The organism is Rhodopila globiformis, assembly GCF_002937115.1.
GTDB lineage: Bacteria > Pseudomonadota > Alphaproteobacteria > Acetobacterales > Acetobacteraceae > Rhodopila > Rhodopila globiformis.
In genome coordinates this window covers 17835-32584 of record NZ_NHRY01000059.1, presented here as the reverse complement: position 1 = coordinate 32584, position 14750 = coordinate 17835, and the positions used below count along the sequence as shown (strand labels likewise).

9 protein-coding genes are annotated in these 14750 nt (G+C 68.4%); 3 read left to right on the top strand and 6 right to left on the bottom strand.

Features of this window, described 5'->3' with window-relative positions; genetic code table 11:
• Positions 1 to 180 precede the first annotated feature (180 nt).
• Both CCS01_RS05450 and CCS01_RS05445 read right to left on the bottom strand, forming a co-directional pair.
• Positions 181 to 654, bottom strand: a complete 474-nt coding sequence (locus CCS01_RS05450) for a glutathione peroxidase (RefSeq protein WP_104517812.1) — start codon at positions 652 to 654, stop codon at positions 181 to 183.
• 103 nt (positions 655 to 757) lie between these two features.
• Positions 758 to 4219, bottom strand: a complete 3462-nt coding sequence (locus CCS01_RS05445) for an FAD-dependent oxidoreductase (protein ID WP_239992007.1) — start codon at positions 4217 to 4219, stop codon at positions 758 to 760.
• 503 nt (positions 4220 to 4722) lie between these two features.
• Here CCS01_RS05445 and CCS01_RS05440 point away from each other — a divergent pair.
• The 3 genes from CCS01_RS05440 (at position 4723) to CCS01_RS05430 (ending at position 7422) form a co-directional block, all read left to right on the top strand.
• Entirely contained in the window at positions 4723 to 5595 is an 873-nt protein-coding gene (locus tag CCS01_RS05440; protein ID WP_239992006.1) for an ImuA family protein, read from the top strand.
• A 190-nt stretch (positions 5596 to 5785) separates the two neighbouring features.
• Positions 5786 to 7186 (top strand): Y-family DNA polymerase, encoded by a 1401-nt coding sequence (locus CCS01_RS05435; RefSeq protein WP_104517811.1) that lies wholly within the window; start codon positions 5786 to 5788, stop codon positions 7184 to 7186.
• Positions 7187 to 7197: 11 nt separating this feature from the next.
• Complete coding sequence (locus tag CCS01_RS05430; protein ID WP_104517810.1) at positions 7198 to 7422, top strand: hypothetical protein; 225 nt, start codon at positions 7198 to 7200, stop codon at positions 7420 to 7422.
• A 236-nt stretch (positions 7423 to 7658) separates the two neighbouring features.
• Here the strand turns inward: CCS01_RS05430 and CCS01_RS05425 are convergent, their stop codons facing one another.
• The 4 genes from CCS01_RS05425 to CCS01_RS05410 form a co-directional block, all read right to left on the bottom strand.
• A complete protein-coding gene (locus tag CCS01_RS05425) occupies positions 7659 to 8030 on the bottom strand; it encodes a hypothetical protein (RefSeq protein WP_146101570.1) in 372 nt (123 codons plus the stop codon).
• 911 nt (positions 8031 to 8941) lie between these two features.
• On the bottom strand, positions 8942 to 9646 hold the full coding sequence (locus CCS01_RS05420; RefSeq protein WP_104517808.1) for an SDR family oxidoreductase: 705 nt from the start codon (positions 9644 to 9646) through the stop codon (positions 8942 to 8944).
• Positions 9643 to 10935 (bottom strand): O-acetylhomoserine aminocarboxypropyltransferase/cysteine synthase family protein, encoded by a 1293-nt coding sequence (locus CCS01_RS05415; RefSeq protein WP_104517807.1) that lies wholly within the window; start codon positions 10933 to 10935, stop codon positions 9643 to 9645. The genes CCS01_RS05420 and CCS01_RS05415 overlap by 4 nt, the downstream gene beginning before the upstream one ends.
• Before the next feature lie 397 nt (positions 10936 to 11332).
• Positions 11333 to 13666: a xanthine dehydrogenase family protein molybdopterin-binding subunit gene (locus tag CCS01_RS05410; RefSeq protein WP_104517806.1), complete on the bottom strand. Its 2334-nt coding sequence runs from the start codon at positions 13664 to 13666 to the stop codon at positions 11333 to 11335.
• Between the last annotated feature and the right edge of the window lie 1084 nt (positions 13667 to 14750).

The following is a 14750-nucleotide window of genomic DNA, read 5'->3' as shown; positions in this document are numbered from 1 at the left end:
TCGAGGCCTTCATCGCCTACTTCAACCGCACCCTCGCCAAGCCGTTCAAGTGGACCATGACCGGCAAGCCGCTCGCTGCGTGAGCGGCCGTCGAAATGGGGTTCGTTCTTCCGGCGAGGTGTACTAGAGCAATATCGGCCGGGGCGGAAATGTGCCGGGACCTCGGCGGCGGCGCCGCGCCTACAACAGCGCCTCGATGTCCTTCGCCAGGCTTTCGGGCTTCGCCGTCGGCGCGTAGCGGCCCTGCACCTCGCCGTTGCGGTCGAGCAGGAACTTGGTGAAGTTCCACTTGATGGCGGCGCCCAGCAGCCCGCCCTTCTCCTGCTTCAGCCAGGCATACAGCGGATGCGCGTTGGCGCCGTTCACCTCGATCTTGCTGAAGACAGGGAACGTCACATGGTAGGTACGATCGCAGAAGGCTGCGATCTCGGCGTCCGTCCCGGGCTCCTGGTGGCCGAACTGGTTGCAGGGGAAGGCCAGGATTTCGAACCCGCGCGGCCCATACCGGTCATACAGCGCCTGCAGCCCGGCGTACTGCGGCGTGAAACCGCATTGCGAGGCGACGTTGACGATCAGCAGCACCTTGCCGCGCCAAGCGGCCAGGCTGCGGTCTTCGCCAGTGCCCAGGCGGGCGGTGAAATCGGAAACCGGCATCGCGCACTCCTCTGACGGAAGCAGAGTAGAGCACGGATCGGCAGTGGGCGCACGCCGCCGGTGCGGCCGGTCCACGCGCCGATCCGGGCAGGCCGATCCTGCGCTACTCCGCCGCCACCTCGCCGCGCATCGCCAGCCGCCGCAGCGTGCGGTCGATCCATTGCGCCGTCAGCTTCTCCTGCGTGCCCTGCTGCATCAGCCGCTCATGCAGGGCCGGGAAGTCCACCCAGTCCAGCGCCTGGTCCTGGTTGAAGCAGGAGAACACCACCGTCCGCTCCCCGGTCTCCGGGTTGGTGTGCGGCTGCAGGCACTGGGCGCACACCTCCTTCATCATGCACTGCATGGGGGAGTTGATCGAGCCGATGGCGTGGTGGCACGGCTTCAGGTACGCTTCCAACACGCCGTGCCGCGCCGCCCGCACCGCCTGCATCATCCGGTCGGAGCCAATGACGATCATATGCGCCGCGTCCTTCAGTGGCACCGCCTGCTCGCCCAGTTCGCCGGAGCCGTAGGCCACCATCGCCTGCACGATGTTGCCGACGAAGGTGCGGTCCTGCGGCCGCGCGGGGTTCGGGACAAAGCCCGGTGCTTCGTCGCAGCACCAGACGATGACGTCGGCGGCGCGCTCGATCTCCGCCACCTTGTAGCGGTCGCGCACCGCCTTGTAGCCGGCGAAGTAGATCACCTTCGACCCGGCGACCCGCGTCGCCGCGCCGATGGAGAACAGCACGGCGTTGCCAAGCCCGCCGCCCACCAGCGCCACCGTCGTATCCGCATGGATCTCCGTCGGCGTGCCGGTCGGCCCCATCAGGACCACCCGCTCGCCCGGCGTCAGCATGGCGCAGAGGTCGGAGCTGCCGCCCATCTCCAGCGCAATGACGCCGACAAGCCCGGCCTCGGGGTCGGTCCAGGCGCCGGTCATTGCCAGGCCTTCCATGTTCAGCCGGGTGCGGCCGATGCCTGGCTCGTCGTCGAATGCCGCCAGCACCTCGTAGTTCTGCAGGCGGTAGAACTGGCCGGGCTTGAACGACCGCGCCGCCGCCGGGGCGCGCACCACCACCTCGACGATATTCGGCGTCAGGCGGTTCACCGCGTGCACCGTCGCAAGCAGGGTATCGCGCGCCTGGGCGATGATTTCGGCGCCGGAAACCGCACTCGCCGGCAGCGCCGCCAGGGCGCGGGAGACTACCGGATAGCCGCGCTTGGCGCCGCCCATGGCCTTCACCACGTTGCCGAAGAAGCTCGGGTGCAGGTCACCGAAGAAGCTGATGAAGCGGCCGTTTTCGGCGCGGTGCATCAGCACGTGCGCCTGCTCCGGCTTGGCCAGGCCGCGCACCGGCTCGACCTTGTGGCCGAACTCGTCCACCGCCTGGAAGTAGCGGCCGTCGAGCTGGATGCGATGGTCCTCGCGCGCCAGCACGGTGTTCGGCTGGGTGCCGGCGGCGACCAGGATGGCGCGGGCCGGCAGCGTCACCTCGGAGCCGTCGGCGCGCTTCAGCGTCAGGGCGGAGGCGTGGCCGTAATCGTCGGTTTCCACCGCCGTCGGCGTCAGGCCCTCGGCGAAGCGCACCGCCTCCTCCATCGCCTTGGCCACTTCCTCGTGGTTCAGCGTGTAGGACGGGCTGTCGACCAGGCGGCGGCGATAGGCGACGGTGGCGCCGCCCCAGCTGTCCAGCAGCACCGCCAGCCGCGGCTCCCGGCCCTGCTTCGCCGCGGCTTCGCGCTCGGCGCGCAGGGCGGCGGCGTGGGTGAGGTACTCATCGGCGATCCCGGCCTCTTCCGGCGTCCAGCGCGCCCGCACCGCGGCCTCGCCCTTCTCGCTGACCAGCACCTTGTAGCGCAGGGCGAATTTCTCCACCTGCCGCACGTAGTAGGCCAGGCTCTCGGTCGCGGTGTCGATCGCGGTCAGGCCGCCGCCGATGACCACCACCGGCAGGCGCAACTGCAGGTTGGCGATCGAGGACTTCTTCGCCGCGCCGGTCAGCTGCAGCGCCATCAGGAAGTCCGACGCCTGCCGCACGCCGCGGGCGAGGCCGTTCGGGATGTCCAGCACCGTCGGCTTGCCGGCGCCCATGCACAGCGCGATGTGGTCGAAGCCCATCGCCCAGGCGTCGTCGATCGACATCGTGGCGCCGCCGCCGAAGCGCACGCCGCCGAAATGCGCGAACTCCGCCCGGCGCTCCAGCAGCAGGCGGACCAGCTTCAGGTAGTTCTTGTTCCAGCGGACGGTGATGCCGTACTCGGCGACGCCGCCAAACCCGGCCATGACGCGGTCGTCCAGGTTCTCGTACAGCGTCTCGACATTGCGGATCGGCGTCGCCACGTCAATGGTCAGCGGCTCTATTTTGAGCCCGTCCACTGCCACCACGGTGTGGCCGTCGTTCATCAGGTGGTGCGCCAGGGTGAAGCCGGCCGGCCCCAGCCCGACGATCAGCACTTTCCGCGCGCTGTCGGGGCGCGGCAGCGGACGGCGGATGTCCAGCGGGTTCCATCGCGTCAGCAGTGCGTAGATCTCGAAGCCCCAGGGCAGCGCCAGCACGTCCTTCAGGATCGAGGTCTCGGCCTGCGGGATGTCGACCGCCTCCTGCTTCTGGTAGATGCAGGCCTTCATGCAGTCGTTGCAGATACGGTGGCCGGTCGCCGCCATCATCGGGTTGTCGATGGCGATCATGGCGAAGGCGCCCAGCACGCTGCCCTGCGCGCGCAGCGTGTGCATTTCCGAGATCTTCTCGTCCAGCGGGCAGCCGGCCAGGGTGACGCCGAACGGCGACTTCTGGAACGCGCCGGTCTTGCGGTCCTTCAGGCCTCTGGAGCAGGAGTCCTTGCCCTGGGTGTGGCACCAGATGCAGTAGTTGACCTGGTCCAGCGCCTGTTGCTTGCTCATGCCCTCGTCGGTCAGGGCGAAGCCGTCGCGGTGCCGCCAGTCATGCTCCGGCAGGCGCAGCATGGTAACGCCGTCGCGCTCGATCGTCTGCACCGGCACCAGGTGCTGTGGATCGACGCGGTGCGGCACGTGGAACAGGGTGCCGCCGCGGTGGCAGGCCTGGCCTGCGTCCGTCAGCGTCGCCCAGGCGGCGTAGCGCATCGCCACATCCAGCGCCTCGGGGTCGGCTTCCCACTGGGCGACGTGATGCGCGAAGGCGGTTTCCGTCAGAGGCTCGCCCATGCGCGCTTCCAGGTCCACGCGCAGCGCCGCGCCGTCGAGGCCGGCGGCGTCGGCGTATTTCTTCACCGCCTGGCGCTGCACGAACAGCCGCTTGCAGGCATGCACCGGATCGAGCCGGTGGGTTTCCGCCGCCAGCGCCTCGGTTTCCGCCGTGATGCCGAACAACTCGGCGACGAAGCCGTCGAGGTGCGGGCCGAGCGCCACCGCCAGGTCGGACTCGACGCGCCCGGCCACCTCGTCCGGGGCGGCGCGGGCGGCCAGCAGGCGCCGGTGCAGATCCGGTTCCTGCGCCGCCAGCTGTTCCAGGAAGCGGCGGTCCAGGCGGATCAACCCGTCGCGGGTGGCGATATCGGCAAAGGTGAACCCAAAGCCAAGGCGCGGAGCGTCAGATACAGTCACGGGACCAGACCATCTTCCATGCGATAAGCCAACAAAATCGGCGCCCTGTGGCGCGATCGTCATCATTTGAAGCGGGGCAGCGGATGCCACACGTGGCTTGCACAGGCAACCTCGTATCTGTGCGAACCTGCTTTGTTCTTCAGGTGGGGTGCGCCAGGCCGGATGGAAGCCGTTTCTGCACTGCCGGGGCGCCGGGAATAATGCATAGCCCCTATCGCCTGGGCAGACGGCCATGTCGGGTTTGCATGCCTTGTCATCCTGACGGTCCCATCCCGGGGCCGGCCTGGCACCGAGGCCAACCCTGATCCCCCTCCGCCCCCGGCCATTGCCGCAGCCTGCCGGTCAGTGTCCCAGGACGATCAGCAGCACGCCGCCGGCGACCAGCGCCAGGCCGGCGACGTCGCCGCGCCGTAAGAATGATCGCAGCGATGACGCAAAAAATAGTGCCGAAAGATGCACCGACAGACTCGACTCAGGGATAAATCCCAGTCTATGTTCTTCTTATGTTCATGCCTCTTGTCATTCCTGTGCGGCCTGGCCAGTCGGCTTCCGGGGAAAGGTCCCAGGCGATACCTGACGGGGCATCTCAGGATGCCGCGCCGGCGCCGTCAAGGCCGCTGCCGGCGGCGCAGGTCGCCACGATCGCCCAACTGCGGGCGCGTATCGCGCGAATCGAGCGCAGCCACGATGCCGCCGCGCCGGCGCGGTCGTTGCCGCTGGGCATCCCGGCGATCGACCAGGCGCTGCCGGGGGGCGGCATTGCGCTCGGGGCGCTGCATGAGGCGGCCTCGGCGGGCGCCGACACGGAGCACGCCGCCGCCGCGACGCTGTTCGTTGCCGGCCTGCTGGCCCGGCTGGATGGGCCTGTCCTGTGGGTGCTGCGCCAGGCGGACCTGTTCGCCCCCGGCCTGGCGGGCGCCGGCTTGCAGCCCAACCGGGTAATCTTCGTCGAGGCCGGCAAAGCGGTGCTGGCGGTCATGGAGGAAGGCCTGCGCCATGCCGCCCTGGCCGCCGTGGTGGGCGAGCCGGCCGGGCGCATCAGCCTGGTGGCGTCGCGCCGGCTGCACCTGGCGGCCGAGCGGACCGGGGTCCTGGCGATCCTGATCCGCCGCAGCGCCAGCTTCGACGATCCGGCGCTGGCCACGCCCTCGGCCGCCGTCACCCGCTGGCGGATCGCCGTTTTACCGTCGCCGCCCGCGCTGCCCGAGGCGCCCGAAACCCCCGGCCTGGGCCGCGCCCGCTGGCGCCTGGACCTGACCCGATGCCGCGGCGGCGAACCCGGTTCCTGGATAGCGGAGGCATGCGATGCGGCGGGTCGTCTCGGTCTGGTTCCCGACATTGCCGACCGACCGCATCCGTCGCGACTGTCGGCTTGAGGAAGAGCGGGGCGCTGCCCCGCACCCCGCCAAGGGCCGACGGCCCTTGGAACCCTTTCATGGCGGATGGACAGGAGGGGGCAACGCAGCGGCTGCAACCGGCACGGTCGCCCCCTCCTGTCCATCCGCCGTCATGGGATCAAAGGGGCTTCGCCCCTTTGCGGGTCCAGGGCGGAGCCCTGGCCTTCCTTTGGTCACCGTCACCGGCCGGACGCTGGCGGCGGTCGATGCCCCGGGGCTCCGGCCCGGGATGACGCTGGCGCTGGCGCAGGCCCTGGTGCCGGGGCTGGTGGTGCGGGTGGCGGATCCGGCGGGGGACGCGGCGGAGTTGGCGCGGCTGGCGCAGTGGTGCCTGCGCTATGCGCCGCTGGCGGCGCCCGATCGGCCGGACGGGCTGTGGATCGACGTGTCCGGCACGGCCCACCTGCATGGCGGCGAGGCGGCGCTGCTGCGGGACCTGGTCGAGCGGCTGGCCGGGCAGGGACTGCGGGCGCGGGCGGCGGTGGCCGATACGCCGGCGGTGGCGCATGCGGTGGCGCGGTATGCGGCCGGAGGCGTGGTGCCGCCAGGTGCTTCGATGCCGGGGGACCTGCCGCTGGAGGCGTTGCGGCTGTCGGATGTAGTGGCGGCGGAACTGCGGCTGATGGGATTCGACCGCATCGGCCCGCTGGCCGCCGTGGCGCGGGCGCCCCTGGTGCGGCGGTTCGGACCGCTGCTGGCGCTGCGGCTGGACCAGGCGGCGGGGCGGGTGTTCGAGCCGATTGTGCCGGTCGCGCCGGCGGCGGCGATCCAGGCGCGGCTGGGGTTCGTCGAGCCGCTGGCGACGGCCGAGGCGTTCTGCGTGGTGATCGCCCGACTGGTTGCCATGGTCTGCGCCGACCTGGAGCGGGCCGGGCAGGGGGCACGACGGCTGGAACTGCGCTTCGAGCGGGTGGACGGTAGCGCCCAGGCCCTGCGCGTCGGCACCGCGCGGCCGGTGCGCGACGCCCGGCACCTCGGGCGGATGTTCGAGGAGCGGCTGGAGCAGGTCGATCCCGGGCCGGGGGTGGAGGCGATGCGGCTGGCGGTCGCCGTGGCCGAGCCTCTAGGCTTCGTCCAGGGTGCGTCGTGCCTGGTTGGCCCGGCCGCGCCGGACCTGGCGCCGCTGGTGGATCGCCTGGTCAACCGGCTGGGCGAGTCGTTGGTTTATCGTATCGCCGTGGTGGAAAGCGACGTGCCGGAGCGTTCGGTGCGCCGGACCGGCGTCCTGTCGCCCGGCGGGTCAGTGTGCGGATCGGCGTGCTGGCCGGCGGACTGGCCGCGGCCGGTGCGGCTGCTGCACCCGCCGCAGCCGATCGAGGTGATCGCGCTGCTGCCGGACCACCCGCCGGTGTCCTTCACCTGGCGGCAGGTGCGGCACCGGGTCCGCCACGCCGATGGGCCGGAGCGGATCGCCGGGGAGTGGTGGAAGCGCGACCGCGAATGGTTCCTGGTGCGCGACTACTTCCGGATCGAGGACGACGACGGCCGCCGCTTCTGGCTGTTCCGTCGCGGCAACGGCAGCGACGCCGGCACCGGCGACATGCGCTGGTTCCTGCACGGGTTTTTCTGATCGGGGGTGACATGAGCGAAGACGGCAAGCTGCGTCCGGCGACGGCCGAGGAGATCGCCGACAGCATCGCGTTCGCGCTGCGCTACGAAGGTCGCAAGCGGGTCGCCCACGCCGACGAGATGATGGCCCGGATCACGGCTGACCGGCTGGTGCGGCATCTGCGGCGGTCGGGCTTCGTGGTGCTGCGCCAGCCGGATGCGCCGGCGCCGACGGACAAGCCGGGGGTGGAGGATTGAAGGTTTGCAATAATGTTATTGAATCGTTATGTCTGGCATCGCATTGATTATTCCAAACGCGATGACAGCCGAAATGGTGCGCAGGACTTAGTGGCTTAGCAGGCTGCGGAAAAACCTTATGGACCACAATATGTAGCGGTTTGGGTCAATTCACGTACGCTACCAGCGTTGCTAAATCTGCCTTTTTCCGCAGCCTGTTAATTCGACTGTGTCAGTTTCCGCCTAACACATTGAAATTACGACGTTTTCTCGCAAACTAGAGCTCCCATAACCCATTGATAACATTGACTATCTTTCAGTTTTTGACACAGTAAGATTAAGGTGACGGGCGAGCCGGGATCGGCAAGGACCATCACCAGAGAAGGTAATGAGGTGTTCGTGCTAGCGAATTGCCCAGCGGTTACGTTGCCGATATAGACTGCTTCAGGCTGGCCGGCAACAGACCCCATGATAACGTCAGGGTTCTGAATGAAGCCCGACAGCACGACCGTCGGGTCCGCCCCGGGTATCGCGGACTCGATGATGTCGATTTCGGCGGCCAAGGCCTCCACCGGGCCGAGGGCACAGATTGCCACCGCAGCGGCGAGGGTAGCCAAGGTCTTCTTCAAGCATGCCATCGATGTCTGGTCCGTTTCTTTCTCAGTTCAACTTCAGTCTCTGGTCCATGATCCGCAGCAACGCGGGTGGACCGAGGCAACGTCGGGAATGCACAATCCATGCCGTTTCGAAAAAATATTTTGCATGAATATAATAACGATTGTCGTCGTGCCTGGTGCCGCTGATGTTGTAAAGTTTTCCGACACGGCCGTGGTTAGTCCGTAATGCAGCCATTTCCATGCAGCATCGGGAAGGACTCGACGGGTAGGAGGGACACGGTCGTTCCTCCGGGGCGGATCAGGAGAAGGGGCGAGGGCAGGCAGAGCTGGGTCATTGCCATGTCGCCATGGCTGGACCTGTCCCCATGGCTATCAGAAAGGCGGGCGCGGGGAGAGCTTCGGCTGCCAGGTCCGTTGTCTCTCCGTCATGGCCGGGCGTAATCCCTATCGGATGCACACATCTCGACAACGACCGCAAAACCAGATGCTTGCCTGACGGTTGGGACCAGGCGCTTGCCGTCATGGCCTGGACGCGTGCGGCCGCCTGTCATGCCCTTGGTTGCGGCAGGCAGCGGGTTGGCGGCCATGAACTTGGCGTCTTGGCGTCTTGGCGTTTTATCGACGCTCTCCACCGCGCGGACCATCGGCGTGGCGCAGCCATCACCGCCCGGTGCGGCTGCACGGTTCCTGTTCAACGCCAAGACGCCAAGATCTCGGGGGACAACGCGTCGTCCAGGCGGGCGGATAATTGCCTTATCATGGCCTCGCTCGCCGCAGGTGGGGCATCGTTTCCGAGATCTGTGCATGCGGTAGGGTGTGTCCCGGCCATCTGCGCTTCGACGGTGGGGGTGGATGGCCGGGACACGCCCGGCCATGATGGTAACGCAACAGTCTTGCCCTACCGGATAGGCAACCGCCTTGCCCTACTCCGGATAGATCATCTTCCGGGTTACCCCGCCATCCACCACGAACTCCGTCCCGGTAATGAACCCGTTCTCCGGACCTGCCAGGAATGCGACCAGGGCGGCGATATCGCCCGGCTTCCCCACCCGGCCCGCCGGATGGAACGCATGGTCCTCGGCCGTCGGCTCCGGTCCCTTGGTCAGGATCCAGCCGGGGCTGATGCAGTTGACCCGCACCTCCGGCCCCAGGCTGATCGCCAGCGCATGCGTCAGCGCCACCAGCCCGCCCTTCGACGCCGAATACGACTCCGTATCCGGCTCCGACATCCGCGCCCGGGTCGAGGCGATGGTCACCACCGCCCCCTTGGCCGCCCGCAGCAGCGTCTCGAACCCGCGCACCAGCAGGAAGGTGCTGGTCAGGTTGGTCGTCAGCACCGACGTCCACTCGGCCAGCGACAAATCGGCTATCGGCTTGCGGATCATGAAGCCGGCGTTGCAGACCAGCGCGTCCAGCCGCTGCTCCGCCGCCTCCACCGAGCGCACCAGCGCCGCAACCGCCGCCTCGTCGCCAACATCGCACGCGACATACCGCCCGCCCGCCGGCGCGGCACCAGCGGCATAGCGGTCCGCCACCACCACGCGCCAGCCGTCCTGCGACAGCCGCGCGGCAATGGCGGCGCCGATGCCCTTCGCGCCACCCGTAACCAGAGCGACGCGGACCGTCATGCCTTCGCCGCGTCCAGCGCCTGCGCCAGGTCGCTCAGGATGTCGTCGATGTGCTCCAGCCCGATCGACAGCCGCACGTAGCCGGGGGTGACGCCGGTGGCGATCTGCTCGGAGTCCGTCAACTGCGAGTGCGTGGTGCTGGCCGGATGGATCGCCAGACTGCGCGCGTCACCGATGTTGGCGACGTGGTAGAACAGCTTCAGCGCGTCGATGAATGTCCGCCCGGCCTCGGCCCCGCCGGCCAGTTCGAAGCCGACCAGGCCGCCCTGGCCGTGCGGCAGGTACTTCGCGGATCGCTCGGCGCCGAGGCCGGTGTGATGCTCGGGATGGATCACCCGGGTGACGTCCTTGCGGTTGGCCAGGAAATTCGCCACCGCCGAGGCGTTGCGGCTGTGCTCGCGCATGCGCAGCGGCAGCGTCTCCAGCCCTTGCAGGAACAGGAAGGCGTTGAACGGCGACATCGCCGCGCCCAGGTCGCGCAGCAGCGTCACCCGCATCTTCAGGATATACGCAATCGGCCCCAGCGGCTTCACCGCCTGCGACCACACCGCACCGTGATAGGACGGATCGGGCGTGTTCAGAGCCGGCTGACGCTGCGGATGCGCCTCCCAGTCGAAATTGCCGCCGTCAATCACCACGCCGCCGATGGAGGTGCCGTGGCCGCCGATGTACTTGGTGGTGGAATACATCACCACCGCCGCGCCGTGCTCGAACGGCCGCACCAGCAGCGGCGCCGCGGTGTTGTCCATGATCAGCGGGATGCCGAAGCGGCGGCCGATGGCGGCGACCTCGGCGATCGGGAACGGGATCAGCTTCGGGTTCGGCAGCGTTTCGGCATAGTAGGCGCGAGTGCGGTCGTCGGTGGCGCGGGCGAACGCCTCGGGGTCCTGCGGATCGACGAATCGGACCTCGATCCCCTGGTCCTTCAGCGTGTTGGCGAACAGGTTCCAGGTGCCGCCGTACAGGTCTGTCGAGCTGACGACGTTGTCGCCGGCGCGCGCCAGGTTCTGCACCGAGAATGCCGACGCCGCCTGGCCGGAACTGAGCGCCAGTGCCGCCACCCCGCCCTCGACCGCCGCCAGGCGCTTTTCCAGCACGTCGGTGGTCGGGTTCATGATGCGGGTGTAGATGTTGCCGAGTTCCTTCAGCCCGAACAGGTTCGCCGCATGCTCGGTGCTGTCGAACTGGTACGACGAGGTCTGGTAGATCGGCACCGCAACGGACGTGGTGGCGCTGTCGCGGCGCCAGCCGGCATGCAGGGCGAGGGTTTCGGGGTGTCTGCTGGTCACGGCGTCTGCCTCCTCGGGTCGGATTCCGCCGCCCTTATAGTCAAAGCCGCGGGCGCGTAAACTTCCGTAGAATAAACAGATTTTCTTTGTCTGGCGAGGCGCCGGCGCAGTCGATTCCAGTCATGCCGCCGCCCGGCCGAGGAAAATTCGTCTTCCTGATCCATGGCGCGTGGTCCCACAGGCGCTGTGGCAACGGGCCGGGCGGCGCGTCGCCAGACCGGGATGACGGTCCGCCGGCATCGCGACAAGGACGGTTGCATATGACACCATCGTCCGCGGCGGGTGATCCGGACAAGCCCTGCCGCACGCGCACGCCTTGGGAACAAACGCAAGGTCAGGGGCTTGGCCAACGGACCTGGCGCCACATCCTCCTCCAGCCGTCACCTCATCCTGATAGTTATCCGGCGGAACGCAACTGCAGCGCGGCCCAGACCGCCTGCGGCGTCAGCGGCATCTGGATCCGGTCCGCGGCCGCCGCGTGGCCGGCCCGCGCCAGGGCGTCGGCAACCGCGTTCACCACCGCCGGCGTGGCGCCGATGGTGCCCAGCTCGCCGACGCCCTTGACGCCGAGGGGATTGTTCCGGCACGGGATGGACTGGTCCAGCTCGTGCACGAAGCCGCGGATGATGTCGGCACGCGGGACGAAATAGTCCATCATGCTGGCGGTCATCACCTGGCCCGACTCCCGCTCGTACAGCATGTGCTCGCCCATCGCCTGGCCGATACCCTGCACCGCGCCGCCGTCGAGCTGCCCGCGCACGATCATCGGGTTGACCACCCGGCCGACGTCATTCACCGAAGTGTAGCTGACGATTTCCACCGCGCCGGTGTCCGGATCGACCTCGGCCTCGGCGACGTGGCATCCGTTCGGCCAGCTAGGGCCGGCGACCTTGCTGGTCGAATCGACGTGGATCCGCCGCTCCGGCTGCCGCGCCGCCAGTTCGAACAGGCCGATGCTGCGGTCGGTGCCGGCGATGCGGAACACGCCCGCGTCATACTCGATGTCGGCGGCCGAGGCTTCCAGCGCCTCGGCGGCAAGATCGCGGCCATTCGCCACAGCCGTCTCCGATGCATGGCTGATCGCGGAGCCGGCGGTGAACAGCGACCGCGACCCGGCGCTGCCGAAGCCCGAGCCGCGGTCGGTGTCGCCCATCACCATGCGGATCCGCTCGATCTCCACCCCGAAGACATCGACGACAAGCTGGGCGTAGGACGTCGCGATCCCTTGCCCCATTGGCATGGTCGAGGCATAGACCTCGATTTCGCCGTCCCCGGACACCGAGACGGTGACCCGCTCCTCGAACACGTTGCCGCCGGTCCATTCCAGGAACGACGCCAGCCCACGCCCGCGCAGCTTGCCACCTGCCCTGGACTCCGCCTCGCGCGCCGGAAATTCGCTCCACTTCGCCAGCGCCAACCCCTGCGCCAGGATCGAGGGGAAATTGCCGGAGTCGTACTCCTGGCCCATGGCGTTGGTGTACGGCATCTGCTCGGGCCTGATCAGGTTGCGGCGGCGAATTTCCGCCGGATCGAGGGCCAGCTTGCGGGCCGCGGCGTCGAACAGGCGCTCGATCAGGTAGATCGCCTCCGGCCGCCCGGCGCCGCGATAGGCCGCGGTCGGCGCCGTGTTGGTCAGCACCGCCTGCAGGTCGAAGTCGATGGTGCGGATGTCGTAGATGCTGGTGGAGACCCAGGGGCCGATCATCAGCTGGATGATGATGCCGACGGTGCCGGGATAGGCGCCGACGTTGGCGAAGGTGCGGATGCGATAGGCCAGCACCTTGCCGTTGGCGTCCAGCGCCAGTTCGGCATGGCTTTCGATGTCGCGGCCGTGGGTGGAGGACAGGAACTCCTCGATCCGGGCGGGAATCCACTTCACCGGGCGGCCGGTCTGGCGCGCGGCGACGGCGACGACGATGTCCTCGGGATAGAGTCCGGTCTTCATCCCAAAGCCGCCGCCGACATCGCCGACGATCACGCGGATCTGTTCGGCGGGCAGGCCCAGCACCGCGCACAGCGTGTCACGCGCGCCGGACGGCATCTGGCTGGACAGACGCAGCGTCAGGCGGCCGGTATCGGCGTCGACGCTGGCCAGCGCCGCGCGCGGCTCCATCGACGTCGGCACCAGGCGCTGGTTCACCAGGTCGAGCGACACGACATGCGCGGCCGAGGCAAACGCGGCATCGGCCTTGGCCGGGTCCCCGTGCTTCATCTGCGCTGCGATGTTGCCGGTCGCCGCCGGCCAGACCAGCGGCGCGTCCGGCGCCAGCGCCTGCTGCACGTCCGTCACGACAGGCCGTTCATCATATTCGACGATCACGGCCTCGGCGGCGTCCTTCGCCTGCTCCGCCGTTTCGGCGATCACGGCGACGACGGCCTCACCGACGAAGCGGACGGTTTCGTGCGCCAGCGCGTGACGCAGCGGCATCGCGCCGGGCGAGCCGTCCGGGCGCTGGAACATCGGCTCCACCGGAATCGGCTTCACCCCGGCCGCCACGAGATCGGCGCCGGTCAGGATGGCGACCACGCCCGGCATCGCCCGTGCCGCCGCGGTGTCAATCGACGTGATCCGGGCGTGCGCGACGGGCGAGCGGAGAAAGGACAGGTGGGTTTGCCCTGGCAGGGTAAAATCATCGGTGAACCGGCCGGCGCCGGCCAGCAGGCCCGCATCCTCGATACGCCGCACCTCGCGGCCGCTGCCATAGCGGCCGATGGTCGATCCATCTGGCATAGGTTTCCTCTCGTTCTGCGCCCGCGGACGCGGTTGGCCGAGGTTATGTTGCGGCGCGACGGCCCGGGTGCAAGGCCGGGGGAGAGGGAGGATGGCAGGCGGCGCGACTGCTCTTTCGTCATCGCGACGACCCGGGGCGAGCCCGGGCACAGGCTCCGGGCCGCCGTGTACGCCTTCTGCCGATATCAGCGACGGTGAAGATGGGCCGCCTGTGCGTCTCAACCGACCCGCGGTTTGCTGTAATCCTGCGTGCGTACCAGTCGGCGCCAGCGTCGCCTGGTGTGCCCACCGCCGGAGAGTCGGAGCCCCTTTGCTCCAGCCCTTGCGGCTCGCGGCAGGCCGAAAGACATTGAGTCACCGATCAGTTGGGCGACATTCCCGGCGAGCAGCGGAGGAATCGGCGGCGTCGCAGGTGGGCTGGGGTGGCGGTGGAGCCTGGATTGGCGACCGATTTTCAACACGGAGTTAGCCAGCCGGCGCGCCGGCACCGCAATGGCCGAAAATGGGCGAGATCGGTGCCACCCCGTCATGGCCCGGCTTGTCCGGGCCACCCGTCGCGGCATAAGTGCTTGAATAGGTGGCCCGGACAAGCCGGGCCATGACGCTCGCGAACAAGCGTCCCGAAGCGTATTTTCATGGTAGGACGACGGAGGATCACCGAGGGCCACGAAGGGGTGTGAACGAGTCGGATTCTTCGCGTGATTCCCCAACCCGATCATGTGGTTGGTGAGGTCCGAATAGGCCAGCCTGGTCCGGTCTCGGTGGCGCTTCGTTGTCCTTCGTCTTCTCCGTGTTAAAATTGCAGAAGGGTGAACGGGCACGGACGGGTCCGGATGGCGCTGGTACCGCAGGCCGGGGCACACTGCCCCAAGTCGTTGCCAACCGTGGCATGGCGCAAGGCGGAGGGTGTCCGCCATGCCCATCCGGGCCGGCCATTTCGGCATCGTTACCATTGCCGTTGCGCTGTGAAGCGTCCGTATCAGCCTGATTGCGGCGGCACCCCCGCCCCATCCGTGTTGGCAGGACGACGCAACCCCTACGCCCGGCTGCGACAAACCAGGTCGGAAACGCGCGAGCTCTGTCG